At 67.9% G+C, this 20695-nt stretch carries 17 protein-coding genes; 8 read left to right on the top strand and 9 right to left on the bottom strand.

The window, feature by feature from the left end; translation table 11 throughout:
* Positions 1 to 228 precede the first annotated feature (228 nt).
* Positions 229 to 876 carry a hypothetical protein gene (locus ABZX37_RS02665; RefSeq protein WP_354735265.1) on the bottom strand — a complete coding sequence of 216 codons (648 nt, stop codon included), beginning with the start codon at positions 874 to 876 and terminating at the stop codon, positions 229 to 231.
* Between the two features lie 659 nt (positions 877 to 1535).
* Between ABZX37_RS02665 and ABZX37_RS02660 the strand changes: the two genes are divergently transcribed.
* Entirely contained in the window at positions 1536 to 2519 is a 984-nt protein-coding gene (locus tag ABZX37_RS02660) for a S1 family peptidase (RefSeq protein ID WP_354735263.1), read from the top strand.
* Between the two features lie 79 nt (positions 2520 to 2598).
* Here ABZX37_RS02660 and ABZX37_RS02655 read toward each other — a convergent pair whose 3' ends face one another.
* The 7 genes from ABZX37_RS02655 to ABZX37_RS02625 form a co-directional block, all read right to left on the bottom strand.
* Positions 2599 to 4566 (bottom strand): TIM-barrel domain-containing protein, encoded by a 1968-nt coding sequence (locus tag ABZX37_RS02655; RefSeq protein ID WP_354735261.1) that lies wholly within the window; start codon positions 4564 to 4566, stop codon positions 2599 to 2601.
* A 279-nt stretch (positions 4567 to 4845) separates the two neighbouring features.
* A complete protein-coding gene (locus ABZX37_RS02650) occupies positions 4846 to 5790 on the bottom strand; it encodes an MBL fold metallo-hydrolase (protein WP_354735259.1) in 945 nt (314 codons plus the stop codon).
* Between the two features lie 225 nt (positions 5791 to 6015).
* Positions 6016 to 6933 (bottom strand): ROK family protein, encoded by a 918-nt coding sequence (locus tag ABZX37_RS02645; protein ID WP_354735257.1) that lies wholly within the window; start codon positions 6931 to 6933, stop codon positions 6016 to 6018.
* Positions 6930 to 8555: an ABC transporter ATP-binding protein gene (locus ABZX37_RS02640; protein ID WP_354735255.1), complete on the bottom strand. Its 1626-nt coding sequence runs from the start codon at positions 8553 to 8555 to the stop codon at positions 6930 to 6932. The genes ABZX37_RS02645 and ABZX37_RS02640 overlap by 4 nt, the downstream gene beginning before the upstream one ends.
* Positions 8552 to 9382 (bottom strand): ABC transporter permease, encoded by an 831-nt coding sequence (locus tag ABZX37_RS02635; protein ID WP_354735253.1) that lies wholly within the window; start codon positions 9380 to 9382, stop codon positions 8552 to 8554. Before ABZX37_RS02635 ends, ABZX37_RS02640 begins: the two co-directional genes overlap by 4 nt.
* Positions 9379 to 10338 carry an ABC transporter permease gene (locus tag ABZX37_RS02630; protein WP_354735251.1) on the bottom strand — a complete coding sequence of 320 codons (960 nt, stop codon included), beginning with the start codon at positions 10336 to 10338 and terminating at the stop codon, positions 9379 to 9381. The genes ABZX37_RS02635 and ABZX37_RS02630 overlap by 4 nt, the downstream gene beginning before the upstream one ends.
* Before the next feature lie 4 nt (positions 10339 to 10342).
* Positions 10343 to 12139 (bottom strand): peptide ABC transporter substrate-binding protein, encoded by a 1797-nt coding sequence (locus ABZX37_RS02625; protein WP_354735249.1) that lies wholly within the window; start codon positions 12137 to 12139, stop codon positions 10343 to 10345.
* Between the two features lie 150 nt (positions 12140 to 12289).
* On the opposite strand from ABZX37_RS02625, the gene ABZX37_RS02620 reads away from it, so the two are divergent.
* The 6 genes from ABZX37_RS02620 to ABZX37_RS02595 all read left to right on the top strand — a co-directional run bounded on the left by ABZX37_RS02620 (position 12290) and on the right by ABZX37_RS02595 (position 18658).
* Entirely contained in the window at positions 12290 to 13435 is a 1146-nt protein-coding gene (locus ABZX37_RS02620; RefSeq protein ID WP_354735247.1) for an ROK family transcriptional regulator, read from the top strand.
* Positions 13432 to 14886, top strand: a complete 1455-nt coding sequence (locus ABZX37_RS02615; RefSeq protein ID WP_354735245.1) for a M81 family metallopeptidase — start codon at positions 13432 to 13434, stop codon at positions 14884 to 14886. Before ABZX37_RS02620 ends, ABZX37_RS02615 begins: the two co-directional genes overlap by 4 nt.
* 107 nt (positions 14887 to 14993) lie before the next feature.
* Positions 14994 to 15758 carry a metalloregulator ArsR/SmtB family transcription factor gene (locus ABZX37_RS02610; RefSeq protein ID WP_354735243.1) on the top strand — a complete coding sequence of 255 codons (765 nt, stop codon included), beginning with the start codon at positions 14994 to 14996 and terminating at the stop codon, positions 15756 to 15758.
* 313 nt (positions 15759 to 16071) lie between these two features.
* Positions 16072 to 17139, top strand: a complete 1068-nt coding sequence (gene rho / locus ABZX37_RS02605; RefSeq protein ID WP_354735241.1) for a transcription termination factor Rho — start codon at positions 16072 to 16074, stop codon at positions 17137 to 17139.
* A 1-nt stretch (position 17140) separates the two neighbouring features.
* Positions 17141 to 17632, top strand: a complete 492-nt coding sequence (locus tag ABZX37_RS02600) for a GNAT family N-acetyltransferase (protein ID WP_354735239.1) — start codon at positions 17141 to 17143, stop codon at positions 17630 to 17632.
* A gap of 99 nt (positions 17633 to 17731) precedes the next feature.
* Complete coding sequence (locus ABZX37_RS02595) at positions 17732 to 18658, top strand: class I SAM-dependent methyltransferase (protein WP_354735237.1); 927 nt, start codon at positions 17732 to 17734, stop codon at positions 18656 to 18658.
* On the opposite strand, the gene ABZX37_RS02590 is transcribed toward ABZX37_RS02595, so the two are convergent.
* A complete protein-coding gene (locus ABZX37_RS02590; RefSeq protein WP_354735235.1) occupies positions 18570 to 19940 on the bottom strand; it encodes an APC family permease in 1371 nt (456 codons plus the stop codon). The genes ABZX37_RS02595 and ABZX37_RS02590 overlap by 89 nt on opposite strands.
* Positions 19941 to 20128: 188 nt before the next feature.
* On the opposite strand from ABZX37_RS02590, the gene ABZX37_RS02585 reads away from it, so the two are divergent.
* Positions 20129 to 20614 carry an Lrp/AsnC family transcriptional regulator gene (locus tag ABZX37_RS02585; protein WP_354735233.1) on the top strand — a complete coding sequence of 162 codons (486 nt, stop codon included), beginning with the start codon at positions 20129 to 20131 and terminating at the stop codon, positions 20612 to 20614.
* The last annotated feature ends 81 nt before the right edge of the window (positions 20615 to 20695 follow it).

Genomic DNA, 20695 nt, shown 5'->3' with positions numbered 1-20695 from the left:
GAAGCGAGCCCGTCGGCCTGGCTCTGGCTTGCCGTCGGCGGAAGCTGGCTCCACGGCCGCATCGCACTTGGTCTCTGCGGAAGCGCTTCCACCCAGGGATCCTCGTTCGATCACCTTGCGAAACTGGTGGACGTTCAGTTTCCAGCCCGTCCAGTGTGTTCCGTCAGGTCTCAGCACCTCGCGGACGCGGGTGTTCTCGTTGTAGATCAGGCTCGCGGGCGACGTGCGTCATCGGAGGTCGTAGGGGTAGTCGATGTGGTCGCTGCCACCGTTTCCCAGGATCAGGAAGCCGTGATTGTGAAGTCCTGAAGCGTCGAACGTGCACGAGTAGTTTTTGTTGACGCCCATGGACACGACTCCGTTGGTGCCGGAGACCATATAGCCGCCAGTGCCTGATACCTGTTCGCCCGTATCGGGGTCGAGGCTTGACATGACACCGCAGTAGAACATCGTCATCTGTTTATTGACATCCGCGTCATTGCCGGTGTGTATTGTCATCGCGACCCGGACGGTAGGTTTGCCGTCGAAATCTCGCTTGCCTTTGGCGATCGAATTGACGACTAAGGTCGCGACCCCTGGACCGTTCTTGTCCTGCCCCGTTGGGGCGAACCAGGTCGTTTCACCGACCTTCCTCGTTACGTCGCCGGTCGACGCGTTGGTCGGCTCGCCAGCCGCCGAAGTAGGCGTCGAGGGTGAACTTTCGGCGGTCGACGTCGTCGTCGGGGTGATCGAGGTCGGTTCTGCCGCTGCTGGTGCGGCGGGCTCGCCGGCGCAGGCGCTCAGGGCGAGCGCGAAGACGACTCCTCCGAGAACGGCCAGCGGCCACCGTTTATGCGGCCGTGTACCTACTGCGGTTGAGTGATGGACGATACGCAAAACTGCTCCTGTTTCTCCGCGCCCTGATCGTGAACGCAAGCAGTGCGTCGCGTAGTCGCCAGCTGTTGTTAACCGGCCTTGACCATCGTGTCTCAAAAGTGACGATTCTGGAGGTTTCTTGCTAAGGCGGCAGTTGGCCGACCTTGTCTTTCCAGGGCATTGCCAGCGCCGATCACGACGTCGTCGGTCGGGTCGGCGTGGGGGTGGGCGGACGCTCCAGGCCGCCATGAACGCGGCGGCCCGGTGCGGTGACAACCCCGCTAGGTAAGGAAGCGACCGTCTCAAGTGGACACTCGTGCCCGACGCAGCCACGCCCGTCGGCCGGGCACGGCGGCATCGACCGGACTGTGCGCACCACACCCCGCCGCTGGGCCGTTCGGGTGCGGGATTGCGACAAACGTGAACCTACCTTCGTCGGTGTCGGACTTGCCCGATCCTGTTCGAGAATCACGAACCTGAGGTTGATCACGTTCCGTTTCAACGACGAGACGGCCCAGACCGCCCGGACTGGAGGCCCATGGTCTCGACCCGGCCATCCGACGCCCCAGGGAGGAGATGCCTCCGCACCTAGCCGAGCTCGGCGCCGAATCCGGAGGCCACGATGCGGACTCCCATTCGGTGCACGTCCATTCTCTCCCGTTTCGCGCAGGAGGAAACACATGCGATCGACACGTTTCAGGCTGAGCGTTCTCGCCGTCGGCTCGTTCGGCACGCTGGCTCTCGCCATGGGCACCGTGCCCGCCGCGTCCGCGGCAGTGACACCGGCCGCAGTCATGAACAGCCTCGGTTCCGCCACCGGCGGGCACTACCTCGACGACAGCGGCGCCTCGGTGGTCACGGTGCTGAACAACGCCGACGCCGCCAAGGTGCGCGCTTCCGGCCTGAACGCGAAGGTGGTGCGGTACAGCCTGGGCCAGCTCGGCACGGTGAAACAGCGCCTGGACGCCACCGGCGGCGTGCCCAGCGCTGGGTGGGGCCTCGACCTCGCCCGCAACCAGGTCGTCGTCGACGTTTACGACGCCACCCCGAAGGCGCAGCAGGCCACGCTGCTCGAGACCGCCCGCCAGTACGGCGACATGGTCCGCGTCGAACACCACCCCGGTGCCATGTCGTTGTTCATCAAGGGCGGCGACAAGATCAGCAACGGCCAGGCGTCCTGTTCCAACGGGTTCAACGTGGAGAAGGACGGCAAGAAGCTGCTCCTCTCCGCCGGCCACTGCGAGAAACTCGGCGGCGGCGGTCCGTGGAACGACGGCAAGACCGTCGACGCGGTGTTCCCCGACGAAGACAACATGCTCGTGGAGAACGCTTCGGGCGAGGGGCCGAGCGAGATCAATGACGGTACGAAGATCACCGAGTTCGCCGACGCGACGGTGGGCGAGCAGATGAAGCGCGCCGGGATCACCTCCGGCGTGACGGAGGGCAAGGTCACCAAGGTCGACTACACCTTCGAAGCGGAGGGCTACACGGTCTACCACGAGTTCTGCACGACCGCCCACTCCGACCACGGCGACTCCGGCGGTCCGGCCTACGACGGGGGCAAGGGTCTCGGCACCCTCTCCGGCGGAGACACCCAGACCTCGTGCTTCTTCCCGACCACGCTGTCGGCCAAGAGGTACGGCGTGACGCTGCCCAAGTCCTGACCCGCGAGCGCCGTCGGGAGGTGCCGGAGCCGGTCCTCCCGACGGTCGCGCGCATGCGTCGTAACAGTGTTGGCGCGGCTCAGAGGTGTGCCGCGAGATCCGTCCAACCCGGAGCACCGATCCGGACGAACATAGGCGTCGTGTCCAACGGAGCCGCGTAATTGCGCAGCGTCCGGCCGCCCAGCTCAACCCGCTTAGTGTGCGGGTCGAACCACAACCCCGACGGCAGCGCGATATCGCGTGAGGCACCCGCCTTGATCATCGGGGCCGCCAACAGGGCGGGGCCGAGCATCCACTCGTCGTCGACGGTGTCGAAGCGGTGGTCGGCGGGGAAATCGAAGTACACCGGCCGCATGATCGGCGTGCCGTCCGCAACCGCCTGCTGTACCTGGGTTTTCAGGTAGCCAGCCAGCTTCGCGTGGGTGCGGACCGCGGCGGCGTACAGCTTCGCGGTGTCAGCCGGGTAGGCGACCGGCTTGCCTGTCGTGGTGTCGACTGTCGTCACGGGCGACGTCGAGGCGTACATGAGCGGCATCAGCGACGCTGCCTGCGCCCAGCGCACCAGCACCTCGCGCGACGGCGGCGGCATGCTGTTCGAGCCGCCGATCATGTCCGTCTCGACGAACGGGTATCCGTTGGCCGAGATCGCCGACGCGCGGCGCAGCGACGTGCGCAGGCCGTCCCAGGTGGTGTCCGCGTCGACCGCCCGGATCACGAAGCCGTAGCGCTGGTTGCCCCAGTGCGTGCGGATGCCCGCGCCCTGCTGGTCGAACGCGTCGGTCATGTCCGCGCCGAGCTTCTGGTAGTCCTGCGGGGTCAGCGTCCCGGTGGCGGCACAGCGGTCGTCGAAGAAGCGGGTGTCGAACTTGAAGCCGTCGACGCCGTAGTCCGCCATCAGCTTCCGCAGGTTGCCGGTGTACCAGTCGCGGGCCTGCGGGTTGCCGAGGTCGATGATGCCCGCGGTGCCGTTCCACCAGGTCACCGTGCACGGCTGGGCCGGGTTTCCCTTGGCGCGCACCAGATAGCCGTGGTCGCGGGCGTAGGCGTAGTTCGCCGAGTCCAGGTTGATCCAGAAGGTGGTCCACAGGCCGAACTTCTGGCCCGTCGCGTGGACGTCGGCGGCCAGCTTCTTCGGGTCCGGGAACGTCTTCGGGTCGAAGGTCAGGTTGCCGTAGTTGGATTCCCATTTGTCGTCGAGTTGCACGGTGTGCCCGGCGACGCCCGCCGCTTTCAGGTCCCGTGCCCACGAAAGCACTTTGTCCTGGTCGATGTCGCGGTAGTACTGCGCCCAGGAGTTCCACAGCGGACTCGCGTATTCGCTGTCGGTCGCGTCGCTCTTGGCCGGCTTGCCGACCTCGCCGAGGTAGTCGTCGTACACCGCGCGGCGGCTCGATTCCACGAACACCGTGCTCGAGTATTCCGCGGAGTTCGTCACGGCCAGGTCGGCGCGCCCGCCGGCCAGCGCGACCTTCATCGGCTGCGCGGTGCGGACGAAGAGCCCGACCGATTTCGAGGTGAAGAAGTAGGGCTCCTGCATCATGTAGCTGGCGGGGGAGAACTCCGGTTCGTCCACTGTGCCTGCCGAAAGCGGGTACGGCTGGGCTTTCCCTTCGCTGGTTTCGCCGCCGCCGTACCAATAGCCGGACGTCGTCAGGTCGAAATGCGTCGCCCGCTGCCCGGCGGCGAGCCCGTCGACCGTCCACTTCAGATCGAACCGGTCCGGGCGCGGGGTGATCCGCAGCGTCACCGGACGGCCCGCGGTGCTGTCGGCCCGGGCGACGACGGTCGTGCCCTCTCTGGAGACCGACCGCACGCGCGTCGCCACGCCGCCGTCGAAGGTGAACGCGTCGGGCGCGGTGCGCAGCAACTGTTCGCCGCCGCGCGAAAGGCTGATGCCCAGGCGAGCGGTGTCGATGCGCAGTTGATAGCCGGGGGAGTCGGGACCGCGCGGCACCGAGATCGAGGAGAGCGGTTCCGCCGAGGCAGGGGCCGCGACGGAACCGGTGAGGATGAGCCCGGCCGCCGCGTACGCGAGTCGTCGAGGCACTGGAGCCTCCTATTCTGCGTGAATATGCTCAATGTGACGCTCGAACCTGCAGTAGTAAGCACAGCGCGCTGGGGCTTTGTCAAGGGCCGTCGTGGCCGGAGGGAACGGTGCGGCGCGTGGGCAGGCTTCGCGCAGCCAGGGCGTCCCGGCCGGGCGGGCTCGGTACGCGGGTGCGGAGATCCGTGAGGGGAACCCTGAGGGAATCAGAGTCCCTCAGGGTTCCCCTCACGGACTCGCGGAAACGGTCAGGAGCCACTCCGGGGAATCGATTTCCCGGTGTTAAGACTTGCCGAGTCCGAGCAGGGCGTCCAGGTCGATCTTGCCGCCCGCGGCGTCGCGGATCGCGCGCATCGCCTCGGCGGACGCGAGCCGTTCCCCGTGCTGGTCGGCGTGCGCGCGCAGCAGGTTCCCGATGTGCCGTTCCGGGACCGTCCACGTGGGCCAGCGGCGGCGGGCGATCGTGGCGAGTTCGGAGAAGTCCGGCGTGCCCGCGCTCGCGGTCGCGTCGAGCAGCCAGTGCAGATAAGTGCGCAGCACCGCGACCGGGAAACTGCCCGGATGGCTGAGCCCGCCGTGCCCTGGCACGAAGGTGCGGACGTCCGGGAACATTTTGTCGAGCCAGTCCAACGCGGTCAGCCAGCCGGGGATCGAACCGTGCACGGCGAACGGCGTCGACCCGACCGACAGCAGGTCGCCGGTGAAGAGCGTCCCGGTGCGCGGTTCGAACAACACGAGGTCGCCGTCGGTGTGCGCGGTCCCGGGAAACGGGACGACCTCCACGACGACGCCGCCGAGATCCACTTCGACCGGTTCGATCACCGCGTGCACCGCCTCCGGCCGCGGCGCCTCGAGCTTGCCCCAGTTCGCGCAGTCGAAGATCTCCTCGTTGCACTGCGGGCCGGACCGGATGATCGGCACCGCGGTGGGCGCGGCGAGGATCCGGCCGCCGTTGCGCAGCGCGACGCCCGCCCCGTTGTGGTGGGTGCCGTGCGCGTGGGTCAGCACGAGCGTGAGCGGCATTTCGACGGTCGAGTACTTGCGGACGTCGCTGACCAGGTCGAGCGTGTCGCGTTCGGTGCCGCAGGTGTCGACGAGCAGAACGCCTTCCCGGCCGCGGATCCAGCCGCAATTGGACACCATCCAGTCGCTCGGGCTGCGCACGTAAGCGACGACGCTCGGGTCGGAATACCGGAGCGGGACGATATTGCGCCTGATGACGGGCATGGGATCCCCTCGTTGGCCACCGGACGGGAATTGATCACCGGAATGGTATAGACCAAGTCACCTGCTGTCAGCGGGGTGGAGACCACGCTCACGCACGTGGTCCGCCGCAGTTCTCGCCCGTCCCGTTCCGCCCAGCTTCGCGCGCATCGTTGCCCCCGGCTCCGTCGGTGCCCGACAGCGTATACCCCGAGGCCACGGTTTTCTCGATGGTCCACAGAGGACTGGTTAGGGGTTGCTCACGTCCGGTAGCCGCTGAATACCGGCAGTGAGACCGGCCGCGCCCAGCGCCACGGATTTCGCGCCGTGCCGGGAGAGCCGGACGGACACCGGTTTCCCGGACAGCAGCGGCCGTTCCTCCAGCGCTTCCCGCACCGGCTTCTCCAGCAGCGTCCAGGAGTTGACCACCGAACCGCCGAGTACGCAGGTCGCGAGGCCGAGCAGCCCAGCGGCGTGCGCGACCGCCTGGCCGAGGAACCGTCCCGCGTCCGTGAACACCGCTTGGGCGGCGTGATCCCCGTTGAGCGCTTCGGCGGCGACGTCCTCCGCGGCGAGGGTCCGGCCGGTCGCCTCGCCGTAGCGGCGGGTCAACGCCCGGCCCGCCGCGTACGCCTCAAGATGCCCGATCTGCCCGCAAGTGCAGCGTTCCTCCCCGTAGCGGCCGACATGCCCGATCTCTCCGGCCCCGGTCGCGCCGCCGTAGAGCAGCCGACCGTCGACGAACAGCGCGCCGCCGACGCCGGTGCCGACCGCGACGCCGAGCACGTTCCGCTCGCCCGGCAGCAGCTCGCCGAGCAGGAATCCGTCGACGTCGTTGACGGTGCGCACCGGCACCCCGCCGAGCCGCGCGGACAGCTCGGCGTTGACCGGCGTGCCCGCCCAGCCGGTGAACGAATCGCCGGTGACCAGCACTGTCCCGGTCACCGGGTCAACGACGCCCGCCGCTCCGACGCCGACCCCGGCGAGCGCCGCGTGGTCCGGCACCAGCGAGCTGACCAGCTCCGCCGCGCGGTCGAGGATCGCCGCGCCGCCCCGATGCGATTCGGAGGGCGCGGACGCCGACCCCAGTTCCGTTCCGTCCTCGTCGCACACCACTACCAGGGTTTTCGTCCCGCCGATGTCGACTCCGGCCCGCAACCCCGTCACGCCGCGGGGTCCGCGCCGGCCAGCGCCTCGCGCCGGCTCCGCTGCAACTGCGGGTCCGGCACCGGCGAGGACAGCAGCAACGCTTGCGTGTACGGGTGTTCCGGAGTGCGCAACACCGTTTCCGCCGGGCCTTCCTCCACCAGCTCGCCCGCGCGCAGCACCGCGACGCGGTCGCACAGGCTGTCGACCACCGCGAGGTCGTGGCTCACGAACAGACAGCCGAAACCGAACTCGCGATGCAGCCGCCGGAACACCTCCAGCACCGCTGCCTGCACGGATACGTCCAGCGCGCTCGTCGGTTCGTCCGCGATCAGCAGCTTCGGGCCCAGCACCAGGGAGCGAGCGAGACTCACGCGCTGCCGTTGCCCGCCGGAAAGCTCGTGCCCGTACCGGCCCAGCAGGCTTTCCGGCAACTCCACCGCGTCGAGGAGTTCCCGCACCCGCCGCTGCCGCTCGCCGCGGCCGGTCGAAGTGTGGACCACCAGCGGTTCGGCGACGGTCTGCGCGACCGTCATCCGCGGGTCGAGCGACGACGCCGGGTCCTGGAACACCGCGCCGATCTGCCGCCGGACCGCCCGCGCTGACCGGCCGGTGCCTTTCGGCAGCGGTCCGCCGAGCACTTCGACGGTGCCGGATTTCGGCGTGACCAGGCCCAGCGCGCAGTTGCCGAGCGTCGTTTTCCCCGAACCGGATTCGCCGACCAGTCCGACGATCTCACCCGGTGAGACGGAGAGGGAAACGTCGTTTACCACCTGCCGCCCGCCGTACTCGACCACCACATTCGACAGCGCGAGCACGGGTTTCCGGGTTTCTTCGACGGTCGCGTCGTGGGTGAACGAACCCAGTTGCGGAACCGCGGCCAGCAGTTCCCGGGTGTAATCCGCCTTCGGCGAAGCGAACAGTTCCGCCGCCGGAGCTTCTTCCACGAGCTTGCCGTGGCGCAGCACCGCGACGCGATCCGCGACATCGGCGACGACGCCCATGTTGTGCGTGATCAGCAGCGTCGCGGTGCCTTCGTGTTCGCGGATATCGCGCAGCAGGTCGAGAATCTGCTGCTGCACCGTGACGTCGAGGGCGGTCGTCGGCTCGTCCGCGATGATCAACCGAGGCCCGGCCGCGAGTGCGATCGCGATCATCACCCGCTGCCGCAAACCGCCGGACAGCTCATGCGGGTACTGCTTCAACCGCGCGGCCGGCTCCGGAACTCCGACGCGGTCGAGCAGTTCGGCGCACCGGTCGTAGTAGCGGCGGTGGCGCAGCTTCTCCGGGTCGTGGTTGCGGATCGCCTCGGCGAGCTGGAAACCGATGGTCCGCAACGGGTTCAGCGCGGTCATCGGTTCCTGGAACACCATCCCGGCGGCCGGGCCGCGCAGTTTCCGCAGCTCTTCGCCGCGCAGGTCGAGCACGTTCTGCCCGGCCAGCTCGATCGACCCGGTGACCCGCGCGGAATCCGGCAGCAGCCCGAGCACCGCGAGCGCCGCCGTGCTCTTGCCGGAACCGGACTCGCCGACCACCGCCACGATCTCGCCGGGCGCGACCGACAGGCTCAGCCCGTCGACCGCCGCCGAACCGTCCGCATAGGACACCCGCAGGTCGCGGATGTCCAGCACTGCTTCGCTCATCGTCGCCCCTTCACCGCGAACGCGTCGCGCAGCCCGTCGCCGAGGAAGTTGATCGCGCACACCACCAGCACGATCGCGATGCCCGGCGGCAGGATCAGCCACCACGCGCCGTCGAAGGTGTAGGTAATTCCTTTAGAGAGCATCGCGCCCCAGTCGGTATCGGGCGCGGGCACGCCGAGCCCGAGGAAGCTGACGTACGCCACGAGCAGGATCGCGTCGGCGATCTGGAACGTCGCGTTCACCACCACGGTGCCGATCGCGTTGGGAATGATGTGCCGGAACACCACGCGCGTGCGGCTCGCGCCGAGCACGGTGATCGCGCGGATGTAGTCGCGTTCGCGCAGGCTCACCGTTTCCGCGCGCATCAGCCGCGCGGGCACCAGCCACGACACCGCGCCGATCAGCAGCGCCAGCACGCCGACGCTCGGCGTCACCAGCGTCGCGGCCACCAGCAGCAGGAACAGCGCCGGGATCGCGACGCCGGTGTCGACGATCCGCATCAGCACGGTGTCCAGCCAGCCGCCGGTGTACCCGGCGACCGCGCCCCACACCGCGCCGATCGCGGTCGCGATCAGCCCGGCGAGGACACCGATGACCAGCGACGTCCGGCCGGCGACCATGAGCCTGCCGAGCACGTCGTAGCCGAGGTCGTCGGTGCCGAGCGGATGCCCTCCGCTCGGGCCGAGCCGCGCCGAGGCGAGGTCGGTGTGGGACTGGTCGGTGCCGTAGAGCAACGGCCCGAGGAAACAGAACGCCACGACGAGCAGCAGCAGGACCGCGCCCGCGACGGCGGACTTGCGGGCAAACAGCCGCGAAAGGACAGTCACGACCGCGCTCCCTTCACCCGCACCCGCGGGTCGATCGCCAGCTGGATCAGGTCCGCGAGCAGGGAACCGAGCACGGTCGCCACGGCGATCACGAGCACGACGCCCAACAGCACCGGGAAATCGGCGGTGCGGGTCGCGGTCCAGAACAGCAGGCCGATGCCGGGGTAGTTGAACATCGATTCGACGACCAGCGAGCCGCCGAACACCACTGGCACGTAGTAGCCGAGCATCGAGACCACCGAGGTCAGCGAGTTCGGCCAGACGTGCCGCCAGATGATCGTGCGCTCCGGCGTTCCCTTGGCCCGCGCGGTGCGCACGAAATCCTCGGACAGGCTGTCCAGAGTGGACGCTCGCATGTACCGGCTGAACGCGGCGAGCGCCGCTCCGGTTCCGGCGAGCACCGGCAGTACCAACGCGCCTGGCTGGGACAGCAGTTCGCCGATCGTTTCGCCCTGTGCGGCCTGCGCCGGGAACCACGGCAGTACCTGCGCGAACAGGATGATCAGCACCAGCGACAGGAAGAACACCGGCGTCGCGTAGAGCACGAACGTGATGGCCGTGGTGAGCAGATCCGCGGTACGGCCGCGACGGACTGCCTGCCAGACGCCGAGCGGCAGCGCGACCAGGATCGCGAGCGCGGTGGACAACACGGTGAGCAGCAAGGTTTTCGGCATCCGCTCGGTCAGCAGCGTGCTCACCGGCGAGTTCTGCGTGTACGACTCGCCGAGGTCGCCTTGCAGCAACCGCAACAGGTAATCCCAGTACTGCACCGGAAGCGGCTGGTCGAAGCCCTGTGCGTGGTTGAACGCGGCGATCTGCGCCTCGGTGGCTTTCACCCCGAGCACGCCGCGAGCCGGGCCGCCGGGCAGCAAATGCAGCAGCACGAACGTCACCACGGTGACCAGCAGCACGACCACCACGGCCAGCACGAGCCGGCGGAGGATATAGCGCGTCATGTCCTCACCTCGTCCAGAACCAGCGTTGCGGAAGCAGCCCGGCCATCGGGTCCTGGTTCACGCCGTGCAGCGCGGTGTCGATCGCCGACACCTGATACGGCGGATTGGGCAGCCACAGCACCGGAAGCTGCTCGGCCAGGTAGGCGCTGTACTCGAGCATCGCTCCGTTGTCCGAGGCCAGGTTGGTGGCCGCGATCAGCTTGTCCGCCTTCGGGTCGGTGTAGCCGCCGAAGTTCGTGCCCGCGCCGGTCGCGAACAGCTCCTCGCCGCTGGGGTTCGCCGAGAAGTACCAGCTGCCCTGCGTGCCGAAGTACGACAGCTGCCAGCTGCACGACGGGTCCGTCGGCTTGCACGTGGTTCCGTTGGCCAGCACGGTGTTCAGCGGCTGCGCGTTGATCTTCATCTCGATGCCGGCCTTCGACAGCTCCGAGCGCAGTTCCTGCATGGTGCCGTCGGTCTCGTCGGAACCTGATTCGGTCAGCATGGTCAGCGACAGGCGGGTGCCTTCGGCGATGCCCTCGCCGCATTTCGCCGGGTCCGCGCACAGGAGGACGCCGTCGGAGCCGGGTTTCCAGCCGTGGTCGGCGAGCAGCTGCTTCGACTTGTTCAGGTCGAACGGATACGGGTTGGTCTTTTGCTTGGGCGACAGGTACTTCGTGTCGTTGTCCTGCGGGACCGGGCCGTAGCCGACCCGGGCGGCGCCGCGCCAGATCACCGAGGTGATGGCGTCCTGGTCGACCGCGTGCTGGATCGCCTGCCGCACGTACAGCTGGGAGAACACCTTGCCCAGCTGGGGATTGTTGAAGTTGTACGGCGAGTACGTGATGGACCAGCCGTTCCACGGTTCGACCCGGTAGCCCTGCTCCTCGAGCTTCGAACGCTGGCCGAGGTTCGACGTCGCCAGGTAGCCGTAGTCGACGCCGCCGGCGCGCAGCACGTTGTACTCCGCCGAGGAACTGGTGAAGGTCAGGAACCGGACGGTGTCGAGCTTCGCCGGGTCCGGTCCGGTGTACTTCGGGTTCTTCCGCAGCGTCACCTCGCCGGACGTGGTGAAACCGGCCAACGCGAACGGCCCGTTCACGACCTTCCACAGTGGATTCTTCCCGTAGGTGCCGAGCTGTTTCGCTTGGCTCACCAGGAAATCGAAGACCTGCTTCGCGCCGTCCGGGGTGCGGTCGTGGTCACCGACCGGGCCCGCTGCGCTGGTGCGGTCCCAGGCGTGCGGCATCGGGACGATCAGGCTGAGCTGGTTGGCGGTGAACCAGTCCGGGTTGTACGCCTTGTCGAGGGTGAACGTGAACGTGCGGTCGTCCACGGCGTGGAATCCGGTGATGCTGTCCGGGATCAGGCCCTTGGAGTACTTGCCCCAGTTGTCCTTGCCCGCGCGGGCAAGGTTGAGCCAAAACTCGACGTCGCGGCTGGTCAGCTGCTCGCCGGTGGCCCAGGTCAGCGGCTTGAGCGTGATCGTCACGGTCTTGCCGTCGGGGGAGTAGCGCGGCGGGTTGGCGGCGCTCGCGGCGTCGTCGAGCGTGACCGAGCCGGAACTTCCGTCGTAGTTGTAGAGCGGCACGTACATGGCCGAGCGGATCATGGCGTTGTACGACCCGCCGTAGCCGGGGATCGAGAACGGCATGATCCAGTTCGGCGTAGCCGACGGCGGCATCGCGAACCGCACGGTGCCGCCGGTTTTCGGGGTGCCGGAACCGCCGCCGTGCGGTTCCCGGCCCGCCGCGCAGCCGGACAACGCCAGCGCGGCGGCGAGCGTGACCCCGAGCGCGGTGCGCCACGGGCGTCGAGCCATTCGCATCACTTCCAACAACTCTGATGAAAGACCAGTGCCAGGTGCTATGCGGTGTCCTGGCTGTCGGGTAATCTCGCACGAGAGACGGGAATTGCCAAGAGTCCTGTCGAACGGTTTAGTTACATCAGCCTTGATGAAAGAGGTGACGCGGTGGATCCGGCCGGACCGCTGCGGCTGTTGTGGCTGGTCGCGCACGGCCACGCGAGGTCGCGCATGGACCTGGCGCGAGCGCTCGGGCTGCCGCAATCGACGGTGTCGGTGCGCACGCAGGCGCTGATGTCCGCCGGCGTGCTGAGCGAATCCGGCGAGGGCCGGTCCGCGGGCGGACGGCGGCCGAAGCTGCTGTCGGTCAACGCGGAGTTCGGCCACGTCTGGGCCGCCGACGTCGGCTCGCGGCACGTGCGGATCGGCGCGCTCGACATCGCGGGCAACCTGCTGGAAGTGCACGAACGGCCATTGGACATCAGCCAGGAGCCGCGCGAACTGGTCGCCGGGCTCGCGGCCGCGGTGCGCGATGTCATGGCGGGCGCGGAGTGTCCGGGCCGCGCGCTCGGTGTCGGCGTCGCGTTCCCCGGTCCGGTCGACGTCAACGCGGGCACCATCACGCTGCCGTCGCGGATGCCCGGCTGGCGCGGCTTCGCGGTGCGGGACGCGCTGGCGGAGCACTTCGAGCTGCCGGTGGTCGTGGACAACGACGCGAACATGCTGGCACTGGGCGAATCCGTGTCCGGCGCGCCCGGCCGCACCCTGCTGGTCGTGAAGGCCGGTACCGGCATCGGGTCGGGAATCGTGCTGAGCGGCGAGCTTTATCGCGGCCGGGCCGGGGTCGCGGGCGACATCAGCCACGTGCGCGTGCCCGCCGCCGAGGATCAGCCGTGCACCTGCGGCAATCGCGGCTGCCTGGAAGTGGTGGCCAGCGGCGCCGCGCTCGTCGGGCAGTTGCAGGCGCAGGGCTTGAAGCTGGAGACCACCGCGCAGGTGATGGCCACCGCCGAGGACGGACATCCCGAAGCGACCACAGCCGTGCGGCGCGCCGGGCTGCGACTCGGCGAGGTGCTGGCCACGGTGGTCAACTTCAGCAACCCGGACGAGGTGCTGCTCGGCGGCGCGCTGTCCGGTTCGGAAGCGTTCGTCGCGGCCGTGCGCGGTGCGCTGTACGAACGGTGTCTTCCCTTGGCTACCAGGGAACTGCGGATCGACCGGGTGCGTTTCGGTGCGGACGCGGGGCTTTACGGCGCGGGCGCGCTCGCGCTGGACGCGGTGTTCGAGCAAGCGATCAAACGGAGTGGACGATGAAGAAGCTGCGGGTCGGGATCACCGGAATCGCCATCGAATCGAGTACCTTCTCACCGCATCGGTCCACTGTGGACGACTTCCGGATCTCGCGCGGCGACGATTTGCTGGCCCGCTACGACTTTCTCGGCGCGGACTGGGCTCGCGACGTCGAATGGGTGCCGCTGGTCGACGCCCGGTCGCTCCCCGGTGGCGCGGTCGCCGAGGAGGCTTATGCCGAGCTGTCCGGGGAAATCCTGGACCGGCTGCGTTCGGCGGGTGAACTGGACGGGCTGTTCTTCGACATCCACGGCGCGATGAGCGTGGTCGGACGGTCCGATGTGGAGGCTTCGCTCGCGCAGGAGATCCGCTCCGTTCTCGGCCCGGACGTCCTGGTGTCGGCGTCGATGGACTTGCACGGCAACGTTTCCCGCGAACTGGTCACCGCGCTGGACCTGATCACCTGCTATCGGATGGCCCCGCACGAGGACGCGTGGGAGACCCGCGAGCGAGCGGCACGGAACCTGGTGTCGCGGCTGCGGTCCGGCGGTCGGCCGAAGAAGGCTTGGGTGCAGGTTCCGGTTCTGCTGCCGGGGGAGAAGACGAGCACCCGGCTGGAACCGGCGAAGAGCATTTACGCGGCGGTGGACGACGTCGAAGCGCTCGACGGAGTCCTGGACGCGGCGATCTGGGTCGGCTACGCGTGGGCCGACGAACCACGCTGCCAGGCCGCGGTGGTGGTAATGGGCGACGACATTTCGGTGATCACCAAGGAAGCGGAGTACCTGGCACAGTCCTATTGGGACGCTCGGCACGACTTCGCCTTCGTCGCCCCGACCGGCACCCTTCAGGAATGCCTCGCGCAGGCGGTCGCTTCGACCTCGCGGCCGTTCTTCATCAGCGATTCCGGTGACAACCCGACCGCTGGCGGTGCGGGGGACACGTCGTGGAGCCTGGACGTCCTGCTGAACACTCCGGCCATTGTGGACTCTTCACTGACCACTTTGTACGCGGCCATTGTGGATCCCGAAGCCGTCGCGACGGCGGTGGCAGCTGGTGTCGGAGCGACGATCTCGGTGGAGTTGGGCGGAAAAGTCGACTCCGGTCCGCACGGTCCGGTCGCGCTCACCGCACAGGTGGCCGCGATCGACACCGACGACCCGGTCGCCGGAACCGCGGTGGCGTTGGCGGTCGGCGGCCTGCGGGTGATCGTGACCGCGCGCCGCAAGCCGTACCACCTCGAATCCGACTTCCACGCGCTCGGCCTGCGCCCGCGCGAGGCGGACGTCGTGATCGTGAAGATCGGCTACCTCGAACCGGAGCTGTACGACATGGCCTCGGACTGGCTGCTGGCCCTCACCCCCGGCGGCGTCGACCAGGACCTGCTCCGGCTGGGCCACTCCGGCATCGTCCGGCCGATGTTCCCCTTCGACGCCGACATGGCGGCCCCCTCGCTCTCCCCTGAGGTCTTCTGAACACTTTGAGTAGTCAGCGCCGAGGCGATCAGTAACTCGCCTCGGTGCTGACCTGTGTTCACCTCTGCCGACTTGACAGGCAGGCATTTGCCTGCCTTACTGTAAGTGTGCAACCCGACCTGGACAAAGTGTTCAAGGCGCTGGCGGATCCGACCCGCCGGTACCTGCTCGACCAGCTGCGCGAGGACAACGGGCAGACGCTGGGCGAGCTGTGCCGCCGGCTGGAGATGACGCGGCAGTCCGCGACCCAGCACCTCGCTGTGCTGGAGGAGGCGAATCTGGTGAGCAGCGTGCGCCGCGGCCGGGAAAAGCTGCACTACCTGAATCCGGTGCCGCTGCACGAGATGCAGGAGCGGTGGGTGGACCGGTTCGAGCAGCCGCGGCTGCGGATGCTCAGTGCCGTCAAACGTCGAGCAGAGGAAGCCATGAAGCCGAGTTTTGTGTATGTGACCTACATCCAGAGCACGCCGGAGAAGGTGTGGCACGCGCTCACCGACCCCGAGCTGACCGGACAGTACTGGGGCCACCGCAACGAATCCGAGTGGAACAAGGGTTCGCGGTGGGCGCACGTGCGGACCGACGGGTCCGGGATCGCCGACGTCGAGGGCGAGGTCATCGAGGCGGTCCCGCCGAAGCGTCTGGTCACCACGTGGTTCGACCCGAACGGCCCGAAGGACCAGGAGCCCTCCCGCGCGACGTTCGACATCGAACAGCACGAGGGCATCGTCCGGCTGACCGTGACCCACGAGGACCTGCCGGACGAAAAGGCGCACCAGGACGTGTCCGGCGGCTGGGCGGCGGTGCTGTCGAACCTCAAGTCGCTGCTGGAGACCGGGCACGTGCTGCCGCAGGCTCCGTGGGAGATGCCGTGACCGCCGCGCGGCCCCGGGAATAGACCCGCGGCCAGGTTTGTTGGGGCCTTGTGAGCGCCGGTTTTCCGCCGGGCAGTCGCTCACGAGGCCCCTTTCGCGTGCAGTGCCAGTTGTGCGGCCGGATCCGATGCGCTACTCTCACCGCATACCCCAGGAAGTCGGCCCCGCCGCCCAGGGGTTCCGCCCTTTCCGCCAGCGTGAGTCCACGCGACGAGGATCGGCGTCTTTCCCGAAGCCCGTCGCCTGACCCGCTTCGTTTCACTCCGGCGGTCCGCTTTCGCGTCGACTGTCACTGCTCAAGGAGCCACAAACCATGACACAGCAAGGAATTCTCGACATCCACGGCAAGACTGCCGCACTGGGCTACGCCCCCGGCGGCCCGTCCGTGCCGCTGTCCCTGATCCGCACCCACGGCCTGCGCCGCGGCGACGAACTCGTCCTCGACGACGGCGAACTGGTCTCCGTCAACGGCCGTCCGCCCGGCGAAAAGCGCCCCGATTTCGACACACTCACCCCCATTCACCCGAACCAGCGACTGGTCCTGGAAACCACTCGGCACCAGCTCACCACCCGCGTCCTCGATCTCGTGGCACCGCTGGGCAAAGGCCAGCGCGCCCTGATCGTCGCCCCGCCGCGCACAGGCAAAACCACTGTGCTGCAAGCGATCGCGCAGGCGGTGGCGGTCAACCACCCGGAAGCACACCTCATGGTGCTGCTCGCTGACGAACGCCCCGAAGAAGTGACGGACATGACCCGCTCGGTCCACGGCGAGGTCGTCGCGTCCACTTTCGACCGCAAACCCGCCGAACACACCGCCGTCGCCGAATTGGCTTTGGAACGCGCGAAACGCCTGGTCGAAACCGGCCGGGATGTCGTGCTGCTGCTGGATTCTTTGACCCGCCTGGGCCGCGCGTACAACCTGGCAGCCCGCACCTCCGGCCGAATCCTGTCCGGCGGCGTCGATGCCAGCGCGCTGCACCCGATGAAGAAAATCCTAGGCGCGGCAAGGAACATCGAGGACGGTGGTTCGCTGACCATCATCGCGACGGCTTTGGTGGGCACGGGTTCGCTGGCCGACACCGTGTTCTTCGAGGAGCTGAAAAGCACCGGCAACTCGGAACTCCGCCTGGACCGCATGCTCGCCGACCACCGTGTCTTCCCGGCCGTGGACTTCTTCGGCTCCGGCACCCGCCGCGACGAGCTGATTATCCCGCCGCAGGAACTGGCCGTGATGAACGAGGTCCGCCGCGCGTTGTCCACCCAAGACCCGAAGCGGGCCGCGGAACAGTTCCTGGACCAGGTCCGCACGACAAAGTCCAATGCGGAATTCATTGCGCGGGTCAACGCTTCGCTGACTGTTCCGTCCACAGTGGCCGCTTGAGTTGGAGACCGAACGCCTCCGCCTCACCCCGATCGGCCCGCACCTCGCTGACGAGCTGTACCTCCTGCATCAAGACCCCGGCATCGCCCGTTGGTACGGCAACTGGACCCGCGCCGACGCGGAAGCCCGCGCCGCGGAGATCGGCCGAAGCTGGCAACGCGACGGCGTCGGCAAATGGCTGGCCCATCACCGGGAATCCGGAGAGCTCCTCGGCCGAGGCGGACTGTCCTATCAGGACTTTGACGGAGCACGACGACTGGAGATCGGCTGGGCGGTACGCGAGGCGCACTGGGGAAGCGGCTACGCCACCGAGATCGGCCTCGCTGGCCTCGCCTGTGCACGAGAACTCGGCGCGACGGAAGTGGTCGCCTTCACCGAGGTGCACAACGCCCGCTCCCGTGCGGTGATGGAACGGCTCGGCTTCGCCTACCGCCACGATTTCCCGCATCGAGGCGAACCGTTCGCCCGCTACGCAATCTCGCTCGACACCTGAGCCGAATTCACCGCCGTTGCCAAAACGGAACCGCTTCGCTCTTTCAAAAAAATCATTTTTCTGCTATACTCCAACGTTACTGGGTTAAAGTCCGAAGCTATGACCCCCGACGCGCAACCCAGCCGCACAGCTCTTCTCTCCGCCGCCGCGCGAGCCGCGCATCTGCTGGTCGACGACCACCCGGCAATCTTCACCGATCCGCTCGTACACCGCCTTCTGGGGGAACGCGCCGAAGAACTCCTCAGCTACCACCAGGTCTACGGTAGCCATCCAGCCCTGTCCGGCGCCCGCGCCTCGGTCGTCACCCGCAGTCGCTACACCGAGAACCGGCTGGCCGAAATGGCCGTCGACCAATACGTAATTCTCGGTGCGGGCCTGGATTCCTTCGCCTACCGCGAAGCCCGACCCGACGACCTGCGAGTGTTCGAAGTGGACAAACCCGCCACCCAGCGCTGGAAAAAGAAACTGCTGACGGAAGCCGGGATCACCACGCCCGAGACAGTCGAGTTCGTCGCCATCGACTTCGAGAAGGACCCGGCGCTGACCAGTCACCTTGTCCAAGCGGGATTCGACCCGAACCGTCCAGCCCTGGTCAGCTGGCTCGGCGTCACGATGTACCTCACCGAAGAAGCGATCAGCCAAACCCTCCACGCGATCAGCGGCCTAGCCCCCGGAACAGAACTCATCGTCGAGCACCTCCTCCCCGCCGCCCTCCGCGACGAGGCGGGCCAGGCCTACGCCGAGCTGGTCATGGCCGCAGCAGCCGCCCACGGCGAACCGTGGCAAACGTTCCTCAGCGCCGAGCAGATGGCCGCGCTCCTGCGAGACCACCTGCTCGAGCCGAGAGAACACGTCCGGCAAAGGGACATCCCAGTCGAATGGAAACGCGGCGACGCACTGCGCCCCACCGAGCTGTCCATCCTCACCAGAGCACGGGTCAGGGAATCGTCACCAGCCACCGATCCGGCCGCCGACGCAGATAGCCCCACCAATACCCGGCGGAAACCACCAGCACCCCAGCCGTGATCGCCAGGTCCAGCAAGCTCTGCGACACCAGCACGTACCCGAGCGCCAGCACCGCCACCATCGGCACCACCGGCCACCCCGGCATCCGCCACACCTGCGGACGCCGGTGCGCCGGCCGCCGCGCCCACAGGACGCTCGCCGAAATCGCCAGGTACAGCGCGACGACGGCCACCCCGGTCACGCCGCTCAGCGTTTCCACCGGCACAAAACACAGCACCGCTTCCGAAACGCCGACAACGAGCGTCGCCACCCAAGGCGCGCCGAACCGCGGACTCACCACGCTCAACGCACGGTTCACCGGCTCAGGCCAAGCGTGATCCCGTCCCGACGCGTACAGCACGCGCGAATTCTGGATCACCATCACGATCACCGCGTTCACGATCGCCGCCGCGATGCACAGGCTCACGATCGTGCCGAACGTCGAACTGCTCCAGTTCACCACGAGCGCGGTCAGGTCGAGGTTCCCGAGCGTCGCGAGGTCCGGCACGCCCAGCGTGATCGCCACGACCGGCACCAGGATCACCACCGCGCTGATGCCGAGCGTCCAGAACACCGTCCGCGACACCGTTTTGTGCGGCTCCCGCATCTCCTCCGCCAGATACACCGCGGTCGAGAACCCCTGCACCACGAACAACGCCACCGCGAGCCCGGCGATGACCGAAACCAGCGCGATCGGATGGACGCCGTCGAGGCTGGGCCGCACGAGCACCGCGGCCGGGCGGTCGCTGTGCGCGAAGCCGAGCACGGACACCACGACGATCGCGACGATCTCGATCACCAGGAAGATCCCGGTCAGCCACGCGTTCGAGCGCAGGTTCACCAGGCCCATCCCGGTGGACGCCAGCATCACGAGCGCACCCGCCACAGACGGGTCGATGTGGACGGCCACCGCCAGATAATCAGCCACTCCGAGCGCGATGATCGGCGGCACCACGAGGATCACGATGAACGACAGCATGAAGGTGATCCACCCGGCGAACCGGCTGACGACTGTCGACACCATGGCGTACTCGCCACCCGAACTCGGGACCAGCGTGCCGAGTTCGGAGTAGCAGAACGCGATCCCGACACACAGCAGCACGGCGAGCCCGATGGCCAGCGCGGTGCCGGTGCCGAGCGAGCCGAACAGCGGCGGGACGAGAACGAACAGCGACGACGCCGGGGTCACGCAGCTCAGCGTCAGCAGGGTCCCGCCGCCGACCCCGATCGATCTGGTCAGCGAGCGGGGCGCGGGCGAACCGGCGGCGGTGTCGGTCTGGACGGGGACCGGATGAGGCGGCATGGGGATCCCTCCGTCGGCGGCGCTGGAATTCGACGGATGGAACAGGACGGGTTTGCCGTTGTCAACGCCGGAAAGACGACGAAATCCGTTGTCGGCCACCCCGGCTGACGGACGATCCGGACACTCTGGGCGACCATCCGCCACGCCGGAGGTTGCCCGCGGCGGGGTCGACCCGAGATGATCCCCGGATGCAGAGCCAGGACCCGAACCGGCCGGTGCCGCCGGTGGTCGACGACATCTCGAAGCAGATCATCGCCCAGTTGCAAGAGGACGGACGGCGGCCGTACGCCACGATCGGCAAGGCGGTCGGACTGTCCGAGGCGGCGGTCCGCCAGCGGGTGCAGCGGCTGTCCGATTCGGGCGTCATCCAGATCGTCGCGGTGTCGGATCCCTTGCAGATCGGGCTTTTCCGCCAGGCGATGGTCGCGATCACGGTCGACGGCCCGCTCGATCCGGTCGCCGACGCACTGGCCGAAATGGACGAGATCGAGTATGTCGTGCTCTGCGCCGGCCGCTTCGACGTGCTCTGCGAGGTGCTCTGTGCCGACGACGAGGCGCTGCTCGACGTGATCTCCAACCGCATCCGCACGCTGCCCGGAGTGCGCACCGCGGAGACGCTCGTGTACCTCAAGCTGCGGAAACAGTCCTACCAGTGGGGTTCGCACCGTCGGTGACGACGAAATCCGAAGATCTGTCCCCCTGGGACTGATGAAATTAGTCGTTTTGGGTGGCATCGACGACTGATCCGCTTGCCA

This window comes from Amycolatopsis sp. NPDC004079, assembly GCF_040610415.1.
In the GTDB taxonomy this organism is placed as follows: domain Bacteria; phylum Actinomycetota; class Actinomycetes; order Mycobacteriales; family Pseudonocardiaceae; genus Amycolatopsis; species Amycolatopsis halotolerans.
The sequence above is the reverse complement of the archived record's forward strand: the minus strand, read 5'-3'. Positions and strand labels throughout refer to the sequence as shown.